General features: G+C 63.5%; 25 protein-coding genes. 15 read left to right on the top strand and 10 right to left on the bottom strand.

Annotated elements, in window-relative coordinates:
- Positions 1-11: 11 nt before the first annotated feature.
- Both WA904_RS12565 and WA904_RS12560 read right to left on the bottom strand, forming a co-directional pair.
- The gene (locus WA904_RS12565; RefSeq protein WP_425197461.1) at positions 12-548 is read right to left on the bottom strand and encodes a hypothetical protein; all 537 of its coding nucleotides are present in this window, start codon (positions 546-548) and stop codon (positions 12-14) included.
- A gap of 164 nt (positions 549-712) precedes the next feature.
- Positions 713-1,630, bottom strand: a complete 918-nt coding sequence (locus WA904_RS12560) for a class I SAM-dependent methyltransferase (protein ID WP_425197460.1) — start codon at positions 1,628-1,630, stop codon at positions 713-715.
- A 114-nt stretch (positions 1,631-1,744) separates the two neighbouring features.
- Here WA904_RS12560 and WA904_RS12555 point away from each other — a divergent pair, with 114 nt between their 5' ends.
- From WA904_RS12555 to WA904_RS12530, 6 genes are all read left to right on the top strand, one after another.
- Positions 1,745-2,185, top strand: coding sequence for a MarR family winged helix-turn-helix transcriptional regulator (locus WA904_RS12555; protein ID WP_425197459.1), 441 nt, complete (start codon positions 1,745-1,747; stop codon positions 2,183-2,185).
- Positions 2,186-2,248: 63 nt separating this feature from the next.
- Positions 2,249-2,665, top strand: a complete 417-nt coding sequence (locus WA904_RS12550; protein ID WP_425197458.1) for an organic hydroperoxide resistance protein — start codon at positions 2,249-2,251, stop codon at positions 2,663-2,665.
- An 8-nt stretch (positions 2,666-2,673) separates the two neighbouring features.
- On the top strand, positions 2,674-3,051 hold the full coding sequence (locus WA904_RS12545; RefSeq protein WP_425197457.1) for a DUF1304 domain-containing protein: 378 nt from the start codon (positions 2,674-2,676) through the stop codon (positions 3,049-3,051).
- 65 nt (positions 3,052-3,116) lie between these two features.
- The gene (locus WA904_RS12540) at positions 3,117-4,202 is read left to right on the top strand and encodes a DUF2855 family protein (protein WP_425197456.1); all 1,086 of its coding nucleotides are present in this window, start codon (positions 3,117-3,119) and stop codon (positions 4,200-4,202) included.
- A gap of 113 nt (positions 4,203-4,315) precedes the next feature.
- Positions 4,316-5,365, top strand: a complete 1,050-nt coding sequence (locus tag WA904_RS12535; protein ID WP_425197455.1) for a serine/threonine protein kinase — start codon at positions 4,316-4,318, stop codon at positions 5,363-5,365.
- A gap of 65 nt (positions 5,366-5,430) precedes the next feature.
- Positions 5,431-6,801 carry an MATE family efflux transporter gene (locus tag WA904_RS12530; protein WP_425197454.1) on the top strand — a complete coding sequence of 457 codons (1,371 nt, stop codon included), beginning with the start codon at positions 5,431-5,433 and terminating at the stop codon, positions 6,799-6,801.
- Between the two features lie 17 nt (positions 6,802-6,818).
- Here WA904_RS12530 and WA904_RS12525 read toward each other — a convergent pair whose 3' ends face one another.
- From WA904_RS12525 to ubiU, 8 genes are read right to left on the bottom strand one after another with little or no spacing between them, the layout of a single operon-like run.
- Positions 6,819-8,114, bottom strand: a complete 1,296-nt coding sequence (locus WA904_RS12525; RefSeq protein WP_425197453.1) for an acyl-CoA dehydrogenase family protein — start codon at positions 8,112-8,114, stop codon at positions 6,819-6,821.
- Positions 8,115-8,170: 56 nt separating this feature from the next.
- Positions 8,171-9,655, bottom strand: a complete 1,485-nt coding sequence (gene ubiD, locus WA904_RS12520) for a 4-hydroxy-3-polyprenylbenzoate decarboxylase (RefSeq protein WP_425197451.1) — start codon at positions 9,653-9,655, stop codon at positions 8,171-8,173.
- A 3-nt stretch (positions 9,656-9,658) separates the two neighbouring features.
- Positions 9,659-10,246 (bottom strand): UbiX family flavin prenyltransferase, encoded by a 588-nt coding sequence (locus WA904_RS12515; RefSeq protein ID WP_425197450.1) that lies wholly within the window; start codon positions 10,244-10,246, stop codon positions 9,659-9,661.
- A gap of 18 nt (positions 10,247-10,264) precedes the next feature.
- Complete coding sequence (locus tag WA904_RS12510; protein ID WP_425197449.1) at positions 10,265-10,675, bottom strand: putative zinc-binding protein; 411 nt, start codon at positions 10,673-10,675, stop codon at positions 10,265-10,267.
- The gene (gene ubiT, locus WA904_RS12505) at positions 10,668-11,192 is read right to left on the bottom strand and encodes a ubiquinone anaerobic biosynthesis accessory factor UbiT (protein ID WP_425197448.1); all 525 of its coding nucleotides are present in this window, start codon (positions 11,190-11,192) and stop codon (positions 10,668-10,670) included. The genes WA904_RS12510 and ubiT overlap by 8 nt, the downstream gene beginning before the upstream one ends.
- A 14-nt stretch (positions 11,193-11,206) precedes the next feature.
- The gene (gene trhA / locus WA904_RS12500) at positions 11,207-11,824 is read right to left on the bottom strand and encodes a PAQR family membrane homeostasis protein TrhA (protein WP_425197447.1); all 618 of its coding nucleotides are present in this window, start codon (positions 11,822-11,824) and stop codon (positions 11,207-11,209) included.
- 5 nt (positions 11,825-11,829) lie between these two features.
- A complete protein-coding gene (locus tag WA904_RS12495; RefSeq protein ID WP_425197446.1) occupies positions 11,830-12,732 on the bottom strand; it encodes a U32 family peptidase in 903 nt (300 codons plus the stop codon).
- A gap of 14 nt (positions 12,733-12,746) precedes the next feature.
- Positions 12,747-13,796 carry a ubiquinone anaerobic biosynthesis protein UbiU gene (gene ubiU, locus WA904_RS12490; protein ID WP_425197445.1) on the bottom strand — a complete coding sequence of 350 codons (1,050 nt, stop codon included), beginning with the start codon at positions 13,794-13,796 and terminating at the stop codon, positions 12,747-12,749.
- 283 nt (positions 13,797-14,079) lie between these two features.
- Here ubiU and WA904_RS12485 point away from each other — a divergent pair, with 283 nt between their 5' ends.
- From WA904_RS12485 to WA904_RS12445, 9 genes are all read left to right on the top strand, one after another.
- Positions 14,080-14,367 (top strand): DUF2249 domain-containing protein, encoded by a 288-nt coding sequence (locus WA904_RS12485; protein WP_425197444.1) that lies wholly within the window; start codon positions 14,080-14,082, stop codon positions 14,365-14,367.
- A 31-nt stretch (positions 14,368-14,398) separates the two neighbouring features.
- Positions 14,399-16,675, top strand: a complete 2,277-nt coding sequence (locus WA904_RS12480; RefSeq protein WP_425197443.1) for a nitric-oxide reductase large subunit — start codon at positions 14,399-14,401, stop codon at positions 16,673-16,675.
- A 65-nt stretch (positions 16,676-16,740) separates the two neighbouring features.
- Positions 16,741-16,992 (top strand): DUF2249 domain-containing protein, encoded by a 252-nt coding sequence (locus tag WA904_RS12475; RefSeq protein WP_425197442.1) that lies wholly within the window; start codon positions 16,741-16,743, stop codon positions 16,990-16,992.
- 17 nt (positions 16,993-17,009) lie between these two features.
- The gene (locus tag WA904_RS12470; protein WP_425197441.1) at positions 17,010-17,480 is read left to right on the top strand and encodes an Rrf2 family transcriptional regulator; all 471 of its coding nucleotides are present in this window, start codon (positions 17,010-17,012) and stop codon (positions 17,478-17,480) included.
- A gap of 31 nt (positions 17,481-17,511) precedes the next feature.
- Entirely contained in the window at positions 17,512-17,847 is a 336-nt protein-coding gene (locus tag WA904_RS12465) for a metal-sulfur cluster assembly factor (protein WP_425197440.1), read from the top strand.
- A 56-nt stretch (positions 17,848-17,903) separates the two neighbouring features.
- A complete protein-coding gene (locus WA904_RS12460) occupies positions 17,904-19,010 on the top strand; it encodes a hypothetical protein (RefSeq protein ID WP_425197439.1) in 1,107 nt (368 codons plus the stop codon).
- Positions 19,007-20,203 carry an NnrS family protein gene (locus WA904_RS12455; protein WP_425197438.1) on the top strand — a complete coding sequence of 399 codons (1,197 nt, stop codon included), beginning with the start codon at positions 19,007-19,009 and terminating at the stop codon, positions 20,201-20,203. The genes WA904_RS12460 and WA904_RS12455 overlap by 4 nt, the downstream gene beginning before the upstream one ends.
- Before the next feature lie 37 nt (positions 20,204-20,240).
- The gene (locus WA904_RS12450) at positions 20,241-21,086 is read left to right on the top strand and encodes a PA4780 family RIO1-like protein kinase (protein WP_425197437.1); all 846 of its coding nucleotides are present in this window, start codon (positions 20,241-20,243) and stop codon (positions 21,084-21,086) included.
- A 91-nt stretch (positions 21,087-21,177) separates the two neighbouring features.
- Positions 21,178-21,807, top strand: coding sequence for an alternative oxidase (locus WA904_RS12445; RefSeq protein WP_425197436.1), 630 nt, complete (start codon positions 21,178-21,180; stop codon positions 21,805-21,807).
- Positions 21,808-21,815 lie beyond the last annotated feature (8 nt).

Raw genomic sequence — 21,815 nt, 5'->3', positions numbered from 1 at the left:
TTGGTGAAGATCTACCTGCAGGGTGCGGCGCCCTGAGAACAAGCGACAGAAGTCGAGTTCGTCGTCGACATCGTTGTTGCCGTCTGTTTTTGGGCGGCCATTTCGAGAGTTTGACCTCCAACCGGCGCACCGTCCTTCTCATCCCTGCGGTCAAATACAAGTGTCTGTCCAAACACCAGCTGAACCCAGGTCGGGTAGGTATAGGCTGTGCCCTTGTTGTGATCAATGATTGCCCCGATACCTCCGCCGAAAATAATGTTCCCGGCCATACCGGCATTGGCGCGCGAGATCGCTCGACCCGTGGCATCCGGCTGGCCTTGTTGGACACAGATGATGTCCATGTCCTTGGAGGAACGCCTGACTGGCGTAGTGGTACCAGACTTCACGTTGGTGGAGCCGTAATCGTTACTGATCGAGCAGTCAGCACCTGCGATGGCTGTTCCAGAAGCTGTTTTCGTTTCAATTTTCAGAGGGTGCGTCGAGTCGTTAACAATCGACGCACAACCGGCCAGCGACCACGCGCAAAGCAGAACAAGCAGTTTTTTCACGATAATTCCCTGTTTTATGAATGCCTTCATTCCTCCCGGGTTTGAAGTGCGGACAAAGTTTAACCGTCCGCCCCCGCCTGCTGATTTGCCGTTCCCGGAAGGGAACACAGGGCATTTCCAGCGCCTGGCAGCGACTGGAGCATCCCCACTTTCGGCGGCCAGGCTCAGGTGAGTGAAGCAAAACGCGCCGTGAGTTCACCCAGGTTGAGTTCTGCCAGCACCTCCTGCAGGCGCGCCTGCGCCTGGCGCGTCTTGGCCGCGTTCGGCGATGATGGCCGGCTTGCGATGATGAGTTCGTTTTTCATCGAATGCTCCCAGCCCACCAGCTCGGTCACCGTGACATCGTAGCCATGGGCTTCGAGCTGCAGGCAGCGCAGCACATTGGTGATCTGGCTGCCGAATTCGCGCGTGTGCAACGGGTGGCGCCAGAGTTCGGCCAGCGGCGTTTTTGACAAGCTGAGTGCTTTGTTTTTTCGCAGCACACCCGCCACTTCGGCCTGGCAGCAGGGTACCAGCACCATGTGGCACGCCTTCTTGTGCAGACCAAAGGCAATGGCATCGTCGGTGGCGGTATCGCAGGCATGCAGGGCGGTGACGATGTCCATTTGCGCCGGCAACTGGTCCGAGACAGTGGCTTGCTGCACCGACAGGTTGAGAAACGTCATGCGATCAAAACCCAGGCGCTGTGCCAGCGCGCGCGACTTGTCCACCAGCTCGGCTCGGGTTTCGATGCCGTAGATGTGCCCGCCCGTTTTCTCGCCAGGATGCGCGACGTTGAAAAACAGGTCGTAAAGAATGAAGCCCAGATAGGACTTGCCGGCGCCATGGTCGGCCAGCGTAAAACCACGTCCGCCGGCCGAGACCTCCTCCAGCAGCGGTGCGATGAACTGGTAGAGGTGGTAGACCTGCTTGAGCTTGCGCCGCGTGTCCTGGTTGAGTTTTCCCTCACGCGTGAGGATGTGCAGTTCCTTGAGCAGCTCCACCGACTGCCCAGGCCGGAGTTCTTCAATGACCTGGGCGGCTTTGGCCGGTGGCGCCTGGCGGGCGGGCTTGGCTTGGCGAGGGGTGCTGGGGTGTTGCATGGCCCCCCAGTTTAGTGGGCCGCGCTTTGACTCCCCGGACCCGCTGCAAAGGCAGTGCAGGCGCATGGTTTTTATTAAATTGCACACAATTTAATTGTGAGCTACAATTACACCATGACGAACAAAACCGACGCCATGCTGCTGCTGGACAACCAGCTCTGTTTTGCGCTGTATTCCACCTCACTGGCCATGACCAAGCTGTACAAGCCGCTGCTTGACGAACTCGGGCTGACCTATCCGCAGTACCTGGCGATGCTGGTGCTGTGGGAAAAAGACGGCCTGATGGTCTCTGAACTCGGCGAACGTCTTTACCTCGATTCCGGCACCCTCACGCCCCTGCTCAAGCGCCTGGAGGCGTCGGGCCTGATTTCCCGCATCCGTGCCGTGGAAGACGAACGCCGTGTGCACATCACATTGACCGCAGCAGGCCGCAAGCTCAAAAGCCGGGCCGCCAAAGTCCCGGGCTGCATCCTGGAGGCCAGCCAGTGCTCCATTCCCGAACTGTCAGCCCTGACCCGGCAAATGCAGGCCTTGCGCCAGCGGTTAGTCGCCTGAACCTGTCCGCCTCCCTTTCACTCAGCCTGCCTCATTCCGAGGCTTTTTCCAAAGGAAACCACCATGACCACACTCGACAAAGTTCTCTACACCGCAAAAGCCCACACCACCGGCGGCCGTGACGGCAAGTCCAAAACCGACGACGGGCGCCTGGACATCACGCTGAGCTCGCCCGGCACCGCCGGCACCGGCACCAACCCCGAGCAGCTGTTTGCAGCCGGTTACTCCGCCTGTTTCATCGGCGCCATGAAGGCCGTGGCCGGCATGAAAAAGATCACCCTGCCGGATGATGTGAGCATTGACGCCAGTGTCGACCTGGGCAAGATCCCCGCCGGCTACGGCATCGCCGCCCGCCTGGACATCAGCCTGCCGGGCATGGACCGCGCCGCTGCACAGGCATTGATCGACGCCGCCCACCAGGTTTGCCCCTACTCGAACGCAACCCGCGGCAACATCGACGTGACCATCACCCTGGTCTGAGCCAGGCCATGAACAGGCGCCTGATTCCCAACGCCGCCGTTGCCCTGGTGGCGATTGAGCATGTTTACATCCTGATTCTGGAAATGTTCTTCTGGAACAAGCCACTCGGGATGAAAACTTTCAATCTCACGCAAGAGTTTGCCGATGCCAGCCAGGCCCTGGCTGCCAACCAGGGGCTGTACAACGGCTTTCTCGCGGCCGGACTCTTCTTCGGGCTGTTCACAGGCAACCGCACGTTCAAGCTGTTCTTTCTGGCGTGCGTGATTGTGGCCGGCATCTTCGGCGCAGCCACGGCCGCGCCAAAGATCTTCTTCACCCAGGCCCTGCCCGCGATCATCGCGCTGGTTCTGGTGCTGCTGATGGACAAGCCTGCGGCCAGAAGTTAGGCATCGCTGTCGCCAAAGCGGCCCGCCGGTCTTGAACCGGCGGGCTTTTTCGTTAAAGTGCCTGCATGAGCACCACCACCCTTCTTGTTCGCAAAAACGCTCTGGCCAGTACACGGCTGGAAACGGCCGAAGACACACCGCTGGCCGATGGCCAGGTTCGCGTGCGTGTCGATTCCTTTGCGCTGACCTCCAACAACATCACCTACGCCGCCTTTGGCGACGCCATGAACTACTGGCAGTTTTTCCCGACCGGGGAAGAAGGCTGGGGCACCATCCCGGTGTGGGGCTTTGGCAGCGTGGTGCAGTCGCTGCATCCGGGCGTGGCGGTGGGTGAGCGGCTCTACGGCTATTACCCCATGGCATCGGCCACCGTGCTCACGCCCGCGCGCCTGGGCACCTCCGGTTTTTACGACGGTGCACCGCACCGGCGCGAGCTGCATGCCGTCTACAACCAGTACCTGCGCTGCAGTGCCGACCCGTTTTACACACCCGCCACCGAAGACACCCAGGCCTTGCTGCGGCCGCTGTTCATCACTTCTTTCCTGATTGACGACTTCCTGGCCGACAACGACTTTTTCGGCGCCCAGACCATGCTGCTGTCCAGCGCCTCGAGCAAGACCGCCTATGGCACGGCCTTCCAGCTGGCCCAGCGCCGCGGCACCGAAGTCATCGGGCTGACCTCGCCGGCCAATGTGGCCTTCTGCGAAAGCCTGGGCTGCTACAGCCAGGTACTGACCTACGACCAGCTCGACCAGATTTCAGCCGACGCAGCCTGCATCTATGTGGACTTTGCAGGCAACGCCAAGCTGCGCCACGCCATCCACAGCCGCTTTGTCAACCTGAAATACAGCTGCTCGATTGGTGGCACCCATGTCGCCGAGCTGGGAAATGCCCGGGATCTGCCTGGCCCGCGCGCCACGCTGTTTTTTGCCCCCGCGCAGATCAAGAAACGCAGTGCCGACTGGGGTGCGGACGGCCTGGGCCAGCGCCTGGTGCAGGCCTGGCAGGCCTTCAGCACGCGTGTTGCGCAGGCGCCGTCACCATGGCTGGTGGTGCAGCACCATGAAGGCGCCGAAGCGGTCGCGGCGAGTTACCAGCAGGTGCTGGCCGGCCGGGGGGACCCGCGCACGGGGCATATCCTGAAGCTCTGACAGGGGCTTCATCTGCTACTGTTTCAATAGCTGTCTGCGCCCGTCCACAAAGGGCTGGAGGCATATTTGTCTCTTGTTTTCAGTCTTTTTCCGATTGCATCGACAATGGGAGCATGACTGAACAACCCCTGGCCGCGCCGGCCCCCGATGCGGTGCATGCCTACGAAAAACTCACGCCCGACGTGGTGCTGGACGCACTGGCCAGCGTGGGACTGCTGGGCGACGGCCGCCTGATGGCACTGTCCAGCTACGAAAACCGCGTCTACCAGGTTCACCTCGAAGCGCCGGTGGGCTCGGGCGCTGCTGCGGGGGACATGGTGGTTGTCAAGTTCTATCGCCCAGGGCGATGGACCGATGCACAAATCATTGAAGAACATGAATTTGCCGCCGAGTTGATGGCCGCCGAAATTCCGGTGGTCGGCGCGCTGCGTCTCAATGGCCACACCCTGCACCACTTCAACGGCTTCAGCTTCAGCGTGTCGCCGCGCCGCGGTGGCCGGCGTCCCGAGCTGGAAGATTTCAGCGTGCTCGAATGGATTGGCCGCTTTCTTGCGCGCATCCACACGGTGGGCAGCGCCAAGCCGTTCAAGCATCGGCCCGCGCTGGACCTGCAGACCTTTGGTTTTGCCAGCCGCGAAGTGCTGCTGGCCGGCAACTACCTGCCGCTGGACATGGAATCGCGCTGGCTCAAGGCTTTTGAAGAAGCCATGAACGTGGCGCAGGCCTTGTTTGAAAGCGCCGGCGACATCCGCACATTGCGCCTGCACGGCGATTGTCATCCGGGCAACATCCTCTGGACGCCCGAGGGCCTGGAAGGTGCCGGCCCGCACTTTGTCGATCTCGATGATGCGCGCAGCGGCCCGGCGGTGCAGGACCTGTGGATGCTGCTGTCCGGTGACCGCGCGCAATGCCTGCGGCAATTGGGCGCGTTGGTGGACGGCTATGAAGAATTCGGCGAGTTCGACCGGCGCGAGCTGGCCCTGATCGAGCCGCTGCGCACCCTGCGCTTGGTGCACTACAGCGCCTGGCTGGCCCAGCGCTGGCACGACCCGATCTTCCCGATCAACTTTCCCTGGTTCGGCTCCAGCGACTACTGGAAGGGCCAGGTTGACATGCTGGAAGAACAGACCGAAGCCATGCAGGAAGCGCCCCTGGTCGCATAAGGGCTCCGGGCAGCCGCGCAGCCTCTCCGGCATACTCCGGGAACCGCCCACCTTATGTGACCTCCATGCCGGAATCCAGCGCCCCACACGCCCCCGTCCGCCCACTCTGGAAGACCTTCCTGGTTTTCCTCGGGCCGCTGGTGCTGACCAACATGCTGCATGCCCTGTCGGGCACGCTCAACAACATTTATGTGGGGCAGATGCTGGGTGTGGGCGCACTGGCCGCAGTCGCTAGTTTCTTCCCCCTGCTGATGTTTTTCATTTCCTTCGTGATCGGCCTGGGCGCAGGCGCATCCATTCTCATCGGCCAGGCCTGGGGCGCCAGGGACACTGAAAAAGTGCGCGCCATTGCCGGCACCGTGCTGTGCGCAGGCTTTTTCCTCGGCGTGGTTGTGGGGCTGTGCGGCATGCTGCTGGCCGAGCCCCTCATGCGCCTGCTGGGTACACCACCCGATGTGCTGCCGCAGGCTATCGCCTATGCCCGGGTCATGATGGCCGCTTTGCCGCTGATGTTTGTCTCCATGCTGGCAGCCGCCGTGCTCCGCGGCGTGGGCGACACCGTCACACCCCTGTTTTCGCTGGTGGTGTCTTCCGCCATCATTCTGGCGCTGACCCCGGCCCTGATCCAGGGCTGGCTGGGCCTGCCGGCGCTGGGCGTGACCGGCGGCGCCTGGGCCACGCTGGTGTCGGTGACCCTGGCGCTGCTCTGGGTGGCCTGGCACCTGAAGCGGCGCGGTCGCCCCCTCGCACCCGACAGGAATTTCTGGCGGTTTGTGCGCCTGGAAAAGAAATTCCTGAAGCCTGTCGTCCGGCTGGGCTTTCCCACCGGCCTGTTTTTCATCACCGGCTCGATGGCGGACCTTGCCCTGCTGCGCCTGGTCAACGGCTACGGCTCACACGCCACCGCTGCCTGGGGGGCAGTGAGCCAGGTCATGACCTATGTCCAGTTTCCGGCCATGTCGATTGCGATTGCAGCATCGGTGCTGGCAGCGCAGGCCATAGGTGCGGGGCGCCTGCACCAGATCGACAGCGTGACGCGCGTCGGGCTCGGCATGAACATCGCCATCACCGGCGGGCTGGCGGTGGGGGTGCTGGTGTTTGCGAAGACCATCGTCGGGCTGTTCATCACCGAGCCGGCGGTCGTCACGCTGGCTGCCGGATTGCTGCACATCACCGTGTGGGCCAGCCTGATTTTCGGCTTGGCCAGCGTGTTCACGTCCGTCATGCGCGCCAGCGGAACGGTGCTGGTGCCCACCATCATCTCGCTGGGTTGCCTGGGTCTGTTGCTGTTCCCTCTGGGCTGGGCGTTCAGCCAGACTTTCGGGTTGCGCGGCATCTGGATGAGCTACCCGGCCACCTACGCGGTGGCGCTGCTGTTGCAAACGGCCTACTTCTTCATGGTCTGGAAGAAGAAACCCATTCTCAAGATGGTCTGAGCCATTCGACGGCTCCGCTATCGGATACGCGGCGGCGCCTGCAACTGCTCGGGCGTGGTGAAGTAGGCGGCGGTGCTGCCCGCACGCGCCTTCGCCTGCGCCAGCTCATGCCGTGCCACGGTGCGCAAATGCACTTCGTCGGGCCCGTCCATCAGGTGCAGGGCCCGGCCCAAGGTCCAGAAATAAGCCAGCGGGGTATCGGGTGACAGACCCATGGCACCAAAGGCCTGCATGGCGCGGTCCACCACCCGCGTCTGCAGCCGGGCGGCCACCACCTTGATGGCGGCCACGCGCGCGCGCAGCTGTGCCGCGTCGTCCTTGCCTTCGTCAAGCGCCCAGGCTGCATGGAGAATCAGCAGACGCGCCTGATCGATCTCGATGCGCGATTCGGCAATCCATTCCTGCACATTGGAAAAATCCGAAAGGTATTTGCCGAAAGCGTGGCGCTCGAGCGTGCGTTCCGTGGCCAGCTCCAGCGCCAACTCGCACTGGCCGATGGTGCGCATGCAGTGGTGCACCCGGCCCGGCCCGAGCCGTGCCTGCGCCATGGCAAAACCCTCGCCCCAGCCGCCCAGCAGGTGGTCCAGCGGCACACGCACGTCGCGCAGCAGGATTTCGCAATGCCCTTCGGGGGCATGATGATGCACCACGGAAATATTGCGCAGCACCTGCACGCCTGGCGTGTCCATGGGCAGCAGCACCATGCTGTGCCGGTGGTGCGCACCGGCCGGGTCACCCTCACCCTGCGTTTCCTCGTTGCGGCACATCACCACCAGCAGCCGGCAGTTCGGGTGCGCTGCACCCGTGATGAACCACTTGCGGCCATTGAGCACCAGTTGCCCGGTCTCACGCCGCACAGTGGTCTGCAGGTTGGTCGGGTCGGAGGAGGCCACGTCGGGCTCGGACATCGCAAAGGCCGACCGGATGCGGCCTTCCAGCAAGGGCATCAGCCACTGCACGCGCTGCTCGGGCGTGGCGAAGCGGTGCAGCAGTTCCATGTTGCCGGTGTCAGGGGCGCTGCAGTTGAACACCTCCGCGGCCCAGGGAAGGCGGCCCATGGTTTCGGCCAGCGGCGCGTAGTCGAGGTGGCCCAGGCGGGTGCCGGGTTCGTCCGCCTGAAGGCCGGGCAGGAACAGGTTCCATAAACCTTCTTCGCGTGCCAGCGCCTTGAGGTCTTCGAGAAAAGGCGGCGGATAAATCCTCTCCTGCACCGAGCGGTGCCAGGCCGCGTTGTAGGGCAGCAGATACTGCTGCATGAAGGCTTCGAGTTGCCGGCGCAGTGCCAGTGCCCTGGGAGAGTGATTGAAGTCCATGAGGCATTGTGCGATTCGGGCCAAGCGCTGTCAGAACGCAGGCGACACTCCGCCCTTTACAGTCCCAAGGATTGAAAGATGCCGTCCATGCGTGCCTGCACCGCCGCATCCATCACGATGGGGCGGCCCCATTCGCGCTGGGTTTCACCGGGCCATTTGTTCGTTGCGTCCAGTCCCATCTTGCTGCCCAGGCCGCTCACCGGCGAGGCGAAGTCCAGGTAATCGATGGGGGTGTTTTCTATCACCATGGTGTCGCGCGCCGGGTCCATGCGGGTGGTCAGGGCCCAGATCACCTCGCGCCAGTCGCGCACGTCCACGTCATCGTCCACCACCACCACAAACTTGGTGTACATGAACTGGCGCAAATGGCTCCACACACCCATCATCACGCGCCGTGCGTGGCCAGGGTAGGCCTTCTTGATGCGCACCAGGGCCATGCGGTAACTGCAGCCTTCCGGCGGCAGGTAAAAGTCGGTGATTTCGGGAAACTGCCTCTGCACCAGGGGAATGAACAACTCGTTCAGGGCCATGCCGAGCACGGCAGGCTCGTCCGGGGGTTTGCCGGTGTAGGTGGAGTGGTAAATCGGGTCGCGCCGCATGGTGATGCGGTCCACCGTGAACACGGGAAACGAGGCCTGCTCGTTGTAATACCCCGTGTGGTCGCCGAAGGGTCCTTCCAGCGCGTGCTGGTAGCCGCTGGGGTGGCCGGCATCCGGATAGATGTGGCCCTCGAGCACGATCTCGGCGGTAGCCGGTACGCGCAGGCCGCTGCCCAGCGCGCGCACGACGTCGGTACGCGCGCCGCGCAGCAGGCCGGCGAACTGGTACTCGGACAGGCTGTCAGGCACCGGTGTCACCGCGCCAAGGATGGTGGCTGGGTCGGCCCCCAGCGCGACTGCCACGGGATAGGGCTGGCCTGGGTTGGCCGCAGCATGGTCGCGAAAATCGAGCGCACCGCCACGGTGCGCCAGCCAGCGCATGATGAGCTGGTTGCGTGAGAGCACCTGCTGGCGGTAAATGCCCAGGTTCTGCCGCGGCTTGTGCGGCCCCTGGGTGATGACCAGGCCCCAGGTGACCAAGGGCGCAACGTCGCCGGGCCAGCAATGTTGCACCGGCAGGCGTGCGAGATCCACATCGGCACCTTCCCACACCACCTCCTGGCAGGGCGCCGAACGCAGTTCACGCGGCGCCATGTGCCACAAGGTCTTGAGCAGCCCGCCCAGACCGAGCATGTCTTTAAGGCCTCTGGGCGCTTCAGGCTCCTTGAGGGCGGCGAGCACCTCACCAAAAGAGCGCAGCGCGCGCAAATCGGCCACACCCATGGCGCGCGCCACACGTTCTGGCGTACCGAACAGGTTGGCCAGCACCGGCATGTTGTGTCCGGTGGGGTGTTCGAACAGGAGGGCCGGGCCACCGGCACGCAGGACACGGTCGCACAGTGCCGTCATTTCCAGATGAGGCGACACCGGCTCGGCCACGCGGCGCAGGTCGCCGGTCAGCTCGAGCTGGGCCATGAAATCGCGCAAGTCGCGGTAGCGCATGAGTCAGGAATCGACGGCGGCCGGAACACCGCTCCAGCGCGGTGCCAGCTGGTGCGGCACTTCCAGCAGGTCCAGCACGCGGGCCACGCTGGCGTCCACCAGTTCGGCCACCGACTGTGGGCGCTGGTAGAAAGCCGGCATGGGTGGGCAGATGATGGCGCCCATTTCGGTCGCGCTGATCATGTTGCGCAGGTGGCCCAGGTGCAGCGGCGATTCGCGCACCATGAGCACCAAACGCCGACGCTCCTTGAGCATCACGTCAGCAGCTCGCGTGATGAGGTTGTCCGCCAGGCCGTGCGCCACGGCGGCCAAGGTGCGCATCGAGCACGGCGCCACCACCATGGCACTACACACAAAGGAACCGCTGGCAATGGAGGCACCCACATCACGCACGTCGTGTACCTGGCCAGCCAGCGCTTCGGCAGCGGCACGGCTCATGCCCTGCTCCTGATCGAGGTTGCGCCAGCCCGCGTCGGACACCACCAGGTGGGTCTCCACCCCCGCCATGGCATGAAGCACCTGCAACAGGCGGGTACCGTACACCGCACCGCTGGCCCCGGAGATCGCCACAATGACGCGACGGCGGCTCACACGCACCCGTTCATCGGCTCAGTCAATGGCATCAAGGTGAACCGCCGGGGAAATACGCAGAGGCGCGCTCAATAGGTCTGCCGCCACACGCTCCAGAACCACCATCGCCTGCGCGGGATCGAAGTCCTCATGCGTCCGCTTTTTCACCCCATATTGCTGGAGCGGGTAATGCCTGTCGGCCGTGATTCCATGGCGTGCCAGCACACTTCTCACGCAGGCCAGCGGGCAGCCATCGAGCGCAACAATGGGTCGGCCGGAGCGCATGATTTTCATCAGGTGCGGCACGTCGCCACCCACCCCGGCAATGCAGGACATTTCGGCGACGCCGCGCCGGTCCAGTTGCAGCGCCACATGGTTGGCCAGCTGCGCCGCGCTGGAGCACCCAGAGCATGAATAAACCAGGGGGAGGTGGTGACGGTCCTCAGTCATGTCTTTCCGCTCCGTGCTCCCGCGGCCCCACACCGGCCGTGCGTTTGCGCGGTCCAAGACGGGCCAGCAGCTGCAGCGGCGTCCAGCGCTGCAGGTCAAACGCCGGCAGCTCCAGGGCATCGAGCGCGTTCTTCACGACCAGGCCCAGTTCGGTGTCGCCCTCCATGGCAAGCCGGCGGCTGAAGAAAAGCGTGTCCGGATCTTCCTGGCGCTGCGCCAGGCGCATGAAGTCGTGGGCGCTGGCGCTGATGGCCAGGTCAGTCGCCTGCCGGCGCGGGCAGGGGGCGAAGCGCTCTCCCGTCCACGAAAAGTCAAAAGTCAGGCGTGCGTCACGCACATGGATGCGCAGCTTCTTGTGCAACAGCAGGCGGCCCACGTCGGCCGGCAGCTGGCGCGCAAGCCCCAGGTTAAGCGCGCTGACCAGCAACACCGAACCGGGATAGGCTGGCAGGCGCTCCAGCAGCACCCCGAGGGCCGGCGGCAATGCAAGGGGAGGAGAGGACGAGAGGGGCTTCATGGTGGTCCGTCAGGTCAGGCCACGTAAAGCAGCACGGTGATGAAATGGCAGATGCTGCCGCCGAGCACACACAGGTGCCACCAGCCATGACCGTGGCGCAACTTGTGGTCGGTGGCATAAAAGCCAATGCCCAGGGTGTAGCAGGCACCGCCCGCGGCCAGCCAGGCAAAACCAGCAGGGGTCAGGGCAGTCCACAAGGGCGACACTGCCACCAGTGCCAGCCAACCCATCAGCACATAAATCACCAATGACAGCACGCGTGCGCCTTTGGCCAGCCAGATTTCCTGCACGATGCCCAGCAGCGCCAGACTCCACACCACGCCCAGCAGGGACCAGCCCCAGGCGCCGCGCAGCGACACCAGCGCGAATGGCGTGTAACTGCCTGCGATCAGCAGGTATATCGAACAATGGTCAAATTTGCGCAGCACGTTTTTGGCGCGGCCGCGTACGCTGTGATACAGCGTGGAGAAGACATACAGCACCACCAGCATGGCACCGTAGATGCTGAAGCTCACGATCTTCCAAGGGTCACCAACAAAGCCGGCGGGCACAATCAGTGCGGCCGCCCCCCCCACAGCCAGCCCCGCGCCGACGAGGTGGCTGATGCTGTTGAAACGTTCGCCGTGGTACATCGCCCTCAGCCCACCACCGCAGATGACACCTGCTCCAGCCCGGGGCGGCCGTGCCAGTAGCCATTGCAGCCCTTCTCCGGCATGAGGGCCTGCATGCGTGCCAGGGCTTCCTGCGGCGTCAGCAGCTGCTTGCGCGCTGCATCGAACACGGCGATCACCTCTGACATATGCTGGGCTTGCGGACTCAGGCGAACCACATCCACACCCGCGGCACGCATGTCTTCCAGCGCATTGACCAGGTTGTAGACGCGGGCTGACTGGGTCTGTGTGCCATTGAGAACCAGGAATTCCTCGCTTTCGCGGGTCCGGAGCACCAGGCCGTCCGGGTGGTCGAGGCAACTGAAGCGGCAGTCGTCCTTGGGCAGGTTGCGCTGCCGCGCGGTGAAGCAGCGTGCCGAGTAGGCCAGCGGCATGCGTCCGTAGGCAAACACCTCGGTTTCCAGACCGGGGGGGCGGCCCTGCTGCAGCAGCGCAAGGTCACCCTGCTTCATCTCCAATGGCATGACCCAGCGGCTGGCGCCCAGCGAAGCCATCCATTGCAGCGAAGCCGGGTTGTACAGGTTGAGGTGAGGACCGGCCACAAATGGCAGCTTGCCGGCCAGTCGATGAACGGAGCCCATGTCGTTGGCCTCGACCCGGAAATCGCCATTGGCCGTGATCCTGTGCATGGTGCTCACGTCGCTGCCCGACTCCAGCAGCACTTGCGTGGAGAGCACCACCTCCTTGCCCGCAGCGCGCAGGCGGGCGGCGATGTCCAGCCAGTCGGCCAAGCGCAGTTCATGGCGTCGCGAACACACGGTTTCGCCGAGATAGACCACATCCACCGGTGTGGCGGCAACCATGTCGTAAAAACTGAAGACAGCCTCGCGCTGCCAGTAATACAGCAGGGGACCGAGGGAAATCTTCATGGCGCGGGCTTGCATCATTTCCATGGCCGGTGATAGGCACCCAGCGTGTGCTGCTGCCCTTCGGCCACCTGGTCCAGGCTGGCCATCCAGCTGGCTTTGGGTGTGTAGCGATGGGGGTTGGCGGCGCAATGGTCAATCGCCTCGCGCCAGACCCGGGTCACCTGCGCCACATAGGCCAGACTGCGCTGCCGGCCCTCAATCTTGATGGCCCGCACACCCATCTTCATGAGCTGGGGCAGGAGTTCGAGCGTGTTCAGGCTGGCGGGCTCCTCGATGGCGTAATAACTCTCGTCATCTTCCACGTCGAAGCGCCCCTTGCAGAGCGTGGGGTAACCGGCGTTTTCCCCGCCGGCATAACGATCGATCAGCACACCGCCCAGACGTGATTCCAGGCCCTGCGGCGTTTCCTGCCAACGCACGGCCTTCGCCGGAGAACACACGCCGTGCGTATTGGGCGACTCGCCCGTCACATAGGACGACAGCGCACACCGCCCCTCCACCATCACGCACAGGCTGCCAAAACCGAACACCTCGATTTCCACCGGTGTCTTGTCAATGACCTGCCGTACTTGCTCCAGTGACAACACGCGGGGCAATACCGCGCGAACGATGCCGAACTGCTCCCTGTAGAAATTGATCGCTTCGTAATTGGTGGCCGAGCCCTGCACCGAGAGATGCAGGCGCAGCGCCGGATAACGAGATGCAGCGTACTGCATGAGCCCCGGGTCCGCCAGGATCACTGCGTCCACGCCCATGCCTGCCGCCTGGTCCAGCGCCGCACGCCAGGGACCGGGGTTGGCAGCCTGCGGGTAGGTGTTGAGCGCCATGAAGACCTTGCAGTCGCGCTCATGCGCATACCGGACGCCCGCGGCAATGGCGGCCTCGTCGAAATTGAGGCCGGCGAAGTTGCGCGCGTTGGTTGCATCGCGCAAGCCCAGGTAGACGCAGCTGGCGCCATTGTCCACCGCGGCTTTGAGGGCCGGAAGGCTGCCCGCCGGGCACACCAGCTCTGGCATGGCTGATGGTGCCTGCGGAATGCCGGAAAAGGAAGGAGAGGAAATCATGCGGTTGAAAGTCAGGCAGGCCCCGGAGGAGAGCCATCGCAACCTAGACCTTACGCCGAACGAACGCAATACTTTCTGATCCCCGTCAACAGTTGGCCTGAACGCAGTCCGCCAGGAAAAGTCTTGGCACATCGAGTGCTGCCCGCACAACTCGACAGCGGCTACCAAAAGTGCAATTGACCTGGATCAACAGGGAATGAGGGAAATCAACTTTTCACATCTTAATAGATGTATTATTTATGCACCTTATAGGTTTTTACCTGTTTTATTGAACGGAGTTCTCATGAATCACTCTTCCACGACGTCCACGCTCGATATCCGGACGATTCCACCCCAAGAGCGGCACCCCGCCATCTTCTCGACTTTTGGCCAACTCGGCGCGGGACAGACCCTGGAGTTGATCAACGACCACGATCCGCAGCCGCTGCATCACCAGCTCCAGGCGGAAATGCCGGGGAAATTCGGTTGGGCCTACCTTGAACAAGGGCCTGATACATGGCGCGTGGCCATTACCCGGCTGAAGCCGGCCCATAGCGACGGGCAGTGCTGCGGCTCCTGCGGCGGCTCCTGATCCCCTTTACAGAAACCAGAAGGAATATGCGATGAAAAACAACAACATGCTGTGGCGCTGGCTCGGCTTCATCTTTGTCCTGTCGTTTGGTGCATTGGGCTACCTCGGCTTGCAGATCTACCTGACGGCACCGCCCATCCCCAAGGCGGTTGTGACGGCCTCGGGTGACGTGCTCTTCACAGGCGAGCAGGTGCAAAAAGGCCAGCAAGTCTGGCTGGCCAGCGGCGGCCAGCAGCAAGGCAGCGTCTGGGGACATGGCGCCTATCTGGCCCCTGACTGGTCCGCAGACTGGCTGCACCGCGAAGCGCTGGCGCTCCAATCCGTCCACACCCAGGCACTGCGCAAGGAACCGGCCGCCATGACAGCCGCCGACCGTGGTGCTATCGACGCCGCACTGAAAGAGGAAATGCGCGGGAATACCTACGACGAGGCGGCCGGTACCGTGACTGTCTCGCCAGAACGCGCACAGGCCATCCGCACGGTCGCCAGCCACTACGAAGCCCTGTTCGGAAGCGATGCTTCCCTGGATGCGCTGCGCGACCAGTACGCCATGACCCCCGGCACGGTGCCTGACCGTGCCGACCGCCAGGCACTGACTGCCTTCTTTTTCTGGACGTCCTGGGCTGCGGCAACCGATCGGCCGGGTGAAGAGAACCTCTCGTACACCAGCAACTGGCCGCACGAGCCTCTGGTCGGCAACAAGCTGACTGACTCTGCCGCCATCTGGTCAATGGTCAGCATTGTTTTGCTGCTGGCTTGCATTGCCGCCATGTTGTGGCTGCATGGCAGCCAACGGCATGAACCGGAGGCCTTGCCGCCCAAGGCCGATCCGCTACTGGGCGCAGTTGCCACGCCTTCGATGAAAGCCACGCGCAAGTACTTCTTCGCCGTGGTGGGTCTCATGCTGCTGCAGATCGCCATGGGCGTGATCACGGCGCATTACGCCGTCGAAGGCCAGTCCTTCTTTGGCTTCCCGCTTGCGGAAGTTCTGCCCTACGTGGTGAGCCGCACGGTGCATACGCAGGTCGGCATTTTCTGGATCGCCACAGCCTGGCTGGCCACCGGTCTCTACATCGCCCCCCTGTTGTCGGGGCGCGAACCCAAGCTGCAGAAAATCGGTGTGGACGTCCTGTTCTGGGCGCTGATCGCCATCGTGGTCGGCTCCACCGTCACCGGCTGGCTGGGTACGCTGCAGCACCGCGGCGTGGACTTCAGCTTCTGGATCGGCAACCAGGGGCTGGAATTCACCAGCATGGGCCGCGTCTGGCAAATCCTGCTGTTCGTGGGCCTGCTGTTTTGGGTGTTCCTGCTGGGCCGCGCCCTGTGGCCAGCCCTGAAGAAACCCTCGGAAACGCGTGGCCTCATCGCCATGGTCTTCCTGTCTGCCACCTGCATTGGCGGCTTCTATGCCACCTCGCTGACCTGGGGCCAGAACACGCACTACTCGATGGTCGAGTACTGGCGCTGGTGGCTGGTCCACCTGTGGGTAGAAGGTTTCTTTGAAGTGTTCGCCACCGCCGTGGTCGCGCTGATCTTCACCAAGCTGGGCCTGGTGCGCTCGGAAAGCGCCAACCGCGCCATCATCGCCGAGACCATCGTGTTCCTGTTCGGCGGCATCCTGGGCACGCTGCATCACCTCTACTTCACCGGCACACCCACCTCGGTGATTGCTGTCGGCGCAGTGTTCTCTGCCCTGGAAGTCGTGCCCCTGACCCTGATCGGGCTGGAAGCCCTGCAGACCTACCGGCGTTCCAAAGCCCTGCCCTGGCTGGCCGCCTACAAGTGGCCTGTCATGTGTTTTGTTGCAGTCGGCTTCTGGAACACTGTCGGTGCCGGCCTGCTCGGCTTTGCCATCAACCCGCCTGCTTCGCTCTACTACGTGCAGGGCCTGAATATGACGGCCGCCCACGGCCACGCCGCCCTGTTCGGGGTGTACGGCATGCTCGGCATCGGCCTGATGCTGTTCTGCCTGCGCGGCCTGTATGCACGCAATCTGCATGCCGACAACCTGCTCAAGCCCGCCTTCTGGAGCCTGAACATTGGCCTGGCGATGATGGTCTTCCTCTCGCTGCTTCCCGCAGGTATCTACCAGGCCTGGGCCAGCGTGAGCAAAGGCCTGTGGTACGCCCGCTCGCCGGAAATCATCCACTCCCCGGTGATGGAAACGCTGGTCTGGATGCGAGTTCCCGGCGATATTCTGTTCGCCATCGGGGCGGTTCTTCTGGCCTGGTATGCCCTGCGCCTGCTCCGGCGCCCTGCGGTTCAGCCCGCCGGTGCCATCCCGGCAAAGGCGGTGGCCGGTCTCTGACCTCCTTCGAAAGGCCGGCCCGCGCCGGCCTTTCGTCCCTTGCCCTTTTTATTGGAACTTCCATCATGAGTGAAATCCAGACCCTCACCAACATCCACCCCTTCGACGCCCGTGGCGTCGCCAAACGTTTCCGCCACGCAGCCATCTTCGGCGCCTTGCAAAGCCTGCATGCGGGAGAGACCATGCGCTTCGTCAACGACCACGATCCGCTACCCCTGCTGGGCCAGCTTCAGCAGGCCTTCGGCGATACGCTGGACATCAGCTATGTCCGGCGTGAGCCGGGCGAAATCGTGCTCGACTTTCAGATACGAGGCTGAAGCCTTACATTCACTTCATGAAACTCACCACCTTCACCGACTACAGCCTGCGCGTCCTGATCTACCTGGCTGCACAGCCTGAGAAACGCGCCACGATTTCCGAGATTGCCCGCGCTTTCGACGTGTCCGAAAACCACCTGACCAAGGTAGTGCACCTTCTCGGAAAAAATGGCTGGCTGGCCAATGTGCGCGGCAAAGGTGGCGGGCTCGAGCTGGCCATGCCGCCGGAGCTGGTCGGCATTGGCACGGTGGTGCGCGAGACTGAAGGAGCGGCTGTGGTGGCTGAATGTTTTGCCGAAGAAGGCAACCACTGCTCGATCACGCAGATTTGCCGGCTGCGCGGTGTGCTGGGTGAAGCCGTCGAGGCCTTTTACGAGGTGCTGGACCGCTACACCCTGGCAGACCTGGTCCAGAACCGGCAGTCGCTGGCGAAAGTCCTGTTTATCGACAGACCGGTGGGCACGGCTCCGGCAGGTCGTGCCACCTGAAAAGATGACTGTGAAACCGGAAGTTGCAACCATGAGTCCCAGACCACCCTTTCCTTATGAGGGGCCTGAAGCGCTACGCCAGACCATTCTGGATGCGTTGACCCGGGTGGTTGATCCCGAAGTCGCCATGAGCATTGTCGATGTCGGGCTGATCTATGGCGTGACCGTGGCCGACGGAAAACTGCATGTGCGCCTGACGATGACGTCGGCCGCCTGCCCGGTCGCTGACCTCATCATCGACGAGGTCGAAACCGAGCTGGACCGCGCGGTACCGCCCGAGCTGTTGATCGAAGTCGAACTGGTGTGGGAACCGCCCTGGTCTGCCGAACGGATGAGTGAACGCGCCAGGCGCTTCATGCAGTGGTGACCTCACCACGCCGCGCCCGGAATCCGCAGCGAAAAGCCGCACCCGGCAGGATCGCCATGGCAGCACGGCCGCTGATGCTCGCCCTGGTTGTGCTGTCGCTGTTGGCCGGCATTGCAGGCGGCCTGTTGCGCGCCGGTGTGGCCCTGCCTGCCACGGCGGGCTCCGTCTGGCCGGGCCAGGCAGTGCTGGCCCATGCTGCGTTGATGATCTGCGGTTTCCTGGGCACTGTCATCGGTATTGAGCGGGCGGTGGCTGTCAAGCTGCGTGCCGCGTTCCTTGCTCCACTGGCCTCGGGCACAGGAGGCGCGTTTCTTTTGCTGGGCCAGCTTGAGTTGGGCGCATGGCTACTCGTGGCCGCAGCTGTGGCCTTCGTCGCCGTCAACACCGTGATCGTAGGGCGCCAGCGCGCAGCTCACACCTGGCTGCTGCTGGTGGCCGCGGGGGCCTGGCTCATCGGCAATCTGCTGTTTGCAACCGATCAAGGCACGGTCGCAACGCTGCCGTGGTGGTTCGCCTTTCTCGTGATGACGATCGCCGCCGAACGCCTGGAAATGACGCGGCTGATGCGGCGGCGCCCGGCAGCGGAGTGGTCGCTGCAGATCGTGCTGATCGCCCTGCTGGGTGGTGCGGTCTGGTCCGCCCTGGCGCCCGCCGCCGGCGGGCTGCTGTATGGAGTGGCGCTCGTTTTGCTGGCAGTGTGGCTGGCGGTCTTCGACATTGCCCGGCACACCGTCCGCACGCACGGACTGAGCCGATACATGGCGATTTGCCTGCTCGGCGGATATGCGTGGCTGGCCGTGGCGGGTGCGGCGTGGGCCGCCACGGCCCTGGGCCTGCCGCTGCGCGATGCCGCGTTGCACGCATTGGGCCTGGGCTTCATCGTCAGCATGATGATGGGCCATGCACCAGTCATTCTGCCGGCAATTGCGCGCATCAAGCTCGAGTTCGGCGTCTTCTTTTACCTGCCGCTTGCCATGCTGCACCTGTCCCTGCTCCTGCGGCTGATCGCCGGAGTGGCAGGTGATCCGCTGCGCAGCACCGGCGTCCTCCTCAATGCTGCCGCGATGGCGCTGTTTGCAGTCACCATGGCCGGCGCTGCCGTGGCCTGGCGCATCAAACATGGCGGGCCCGGCACCCTACCCACAGGAAAGGCTCACCCATGACATCGTTCAACAGCATCGCCGACCCACCTCGGCCGCAACCGGCACCTGCCGGCTGGGCGCTCTGGGAAATGGGCTTTCGTCCTTTTTACCTGCTGGCCAGCGCCTTCGCGGCCCTGTCCATCGGCCTGTGGGCGCTGCAGTTCACCGGTTGGCTGGGCCGCCCTTATCTACAGGGGCCCCTATGGCATGCGCACGAGATGCTGTTCGGCTTTGCGCTGGCCGTGGTTGTGGGTTTCCTGTTCACCGCAGGGCGCAACTGGTCAAACCGCCCAACACCCACCGGCTGGCCCCTCGCTGCGCTGGCAGCCTTGTGGGTGGCCGGCAGGGTGCTGGTGCTCACGCCTTTCGGCTGGGCCGCGCTGCTTGCCAATGTCGCCTTTCCGCTCGCCGCCGCCATCTCTCTCGCGATTCCTTTTATCGCCGCGCGCAATCGCCGCAACTACTTTTTTGTTGGCCTGCTGCTCCTGATGTCGGCAGCCGTGCTGGGCATCCATCTGGCGCAACTCGGCGTGATTCAACTCCCGGGCTGGGTCGGCATCCAGCTCGCACTCGATGTCATGCTGTTCATCATGGCCGTGATGGGCGGACGCGTGATCCCCATGTTCACCAACAATGGTGTGCCGGACGCCAAGGCAACGCGCCACCCCCTGCTGGAGAAAGCTGCACTCGGCACCGTGCTGGCGCTGCTGCTGGCCGATGCGGCGCAATTGCATGGCGTGTGGCTGGCCGCACTGGCCAGCCTCTGCGCAGCTGCCCACCTTGCCCGCTGGAGTTTGTGGCAGCCCTGGAAGACAGCGCGCGCGCCGCTGGTCTGGGTGTTGCACGCCGCCTACCTTTGGATCCCCGTGCATCTTGCGCTGCGTGCTGCCGCAGCAGCGGGATGGGTTGCACCCTCAGTGGCCACCCACGCGCTGACGGTGGGCGCCATCGGCGGCCTCATCATCGGAATGATGACCCGCACCGCGCGCGGCCACACCGGCAGGCCGCTGCGGGCCGACAACAGCGATGTGGCCTGTTATGTCCTGATCCTGCTTGCAGCACTGGTCCGTGTGCTGGTTCCGCTGGTTGTTCCCGTCTGGATCATGCATGCCACGCTGTGGTCGGCAGCCTTGTGGTCAGGCGGCTTCGCGCTATATACCGTGCGTTACTGGCCGGTTTTGGCACGGCCGCGCATTGACGGGCAAGCCGGCTGACAACAGCCGCTTTGCCCGCCGGGCGCAAAATGGGCTCATGAAACCACCCAAACGACTGCAATCATTGATCGAGGAAGGCCTGATCGACACCGTGGTGCGGCAGTTGATGAGCGGCAAGGAGGCCATGGTTTACGTCGTCCGCTGCGGTGACGAAACACGCTGCGCCAAGATTTACAAGGAGGCTGACCAGCGCAGTTTCCGGCAGGCGGTGGATTACACGGAAAACCGCAAGGTCAAGAACACACGCCAGGCGCGCGCGATGGCCAAAGGCACGCGCTTCGGCCGGCAGGCAGCCGAAGCGGCCTGGCAAAGTGCCGAGGTCGACGCCCTTTACCGTCTGGCGGCCGCCGGTGTGCGTGTACCCAAACCGCACAACTTCTGCGACGGTGTGCTGCTGATGGAACTGGTCACCGACGCGCAGGGCGATGCCGCCCCGCGTCTGAACGATGTGGAGTTCACGCCCGAAGAAGCTCGCCAACACCATGCCACGCTGCTCACGGAAGTGGTGCGCATGTTGTGTGCCGGCGTCGTGCACGGCGACCTGTCCGAGTTCAACGTTCTTCTGGCGGAAGACGGCCCTGTCATCATCGATCTGCCGCAGGCGGTGGATGCCGCCGGCAACAACCACGCCAGCCGCATGCTGCTGCGCGATGTGGCCAACCTGCGCGGGTTTTTCGGCCGTTTCGCACCCGATCTCCTGAAAACTGATTACGGGCATGAGATCTGGGACCTGTACCAGCGCGGTGTGCTTCACACCGATACGGTGCTGACCGGCCGTTTCGCACACAAGACTGGCCCGGTCGATGTGGGCGGCGTGCTGGGAGAAATCGACGACGCACGTGCCGAAGAAGCTGCGCGCCGGGTCCGGATGCAGTCGCTGTAGACACCTGGGGACGGCGGCGGACAGACAGTCGCATGTATTTCGTGTACGGTGGTCAGGAAAGGTCGCACACCTCGTGTGCGCAAGGCCCACCATGAACAACCCCCACCACACCCCCCGAACTTTTGGCGACCGCTTCGCCTACGCCTTTGTCCGTTTCCTGCGGTTCTTTGCTGACCTGTTTTTTGCAAAGCGTTACGGTCACCGGGCCATCGTGCTGGAAACCGTGGCTGCCGTTCCCGGCATGGTCGGGGCCACGCTGACGCACCTGCGCTGCCTGCGCCGCATCGAGGATGACGGGGGCTGGATACGCACACTGATGGACGAGGCCGAAAACGAGCGCATGCACCTGATGACCTTCATCGAGATCGCGCAGCCCAACTGGTTCGAGCGCGGGCTCGTCATCTTTGTACAGGGCTTTTTCTACAACGCCTATTTCCTGCTGTACCTGATCGCTCCCGGCGTCGCGCACCGTGTCGTCGGTTACTTCGAGGAAGAGGCTTACACCAGCTATACCAACTACCTCGAACTGATCGACTCGGGCGCACATGCCAACGTTCCTGCACCCCAGATCGCCAAAAACTACTGGAAGCTGCCTGCCGACGCCACGCTGCGTGATGTGGTGCTGGCCGTACGTGAAGACGAGGCGGGCCACCGCGATGTGAACCACGGTTTTGCCAATGAACTGCATGGCGGCGGTGCGCCGCGTCACGCCACCAGTTGAGAACGGCC

This window comes from Polaromonas sp. (assembly GCF_049790275.1).
Classification (GTDB): domain Bacteria; phylum Pseudomonadota; class Gammaproteobacteria; order Burkholderiales; family Burkholderiaceae_C; genus Polaromonas.
The sequence above is the reverse complement of the archived record's forward strand: the minus strand, read 5'-3'. Positions and strand labels throughout refer to the sequence as shown.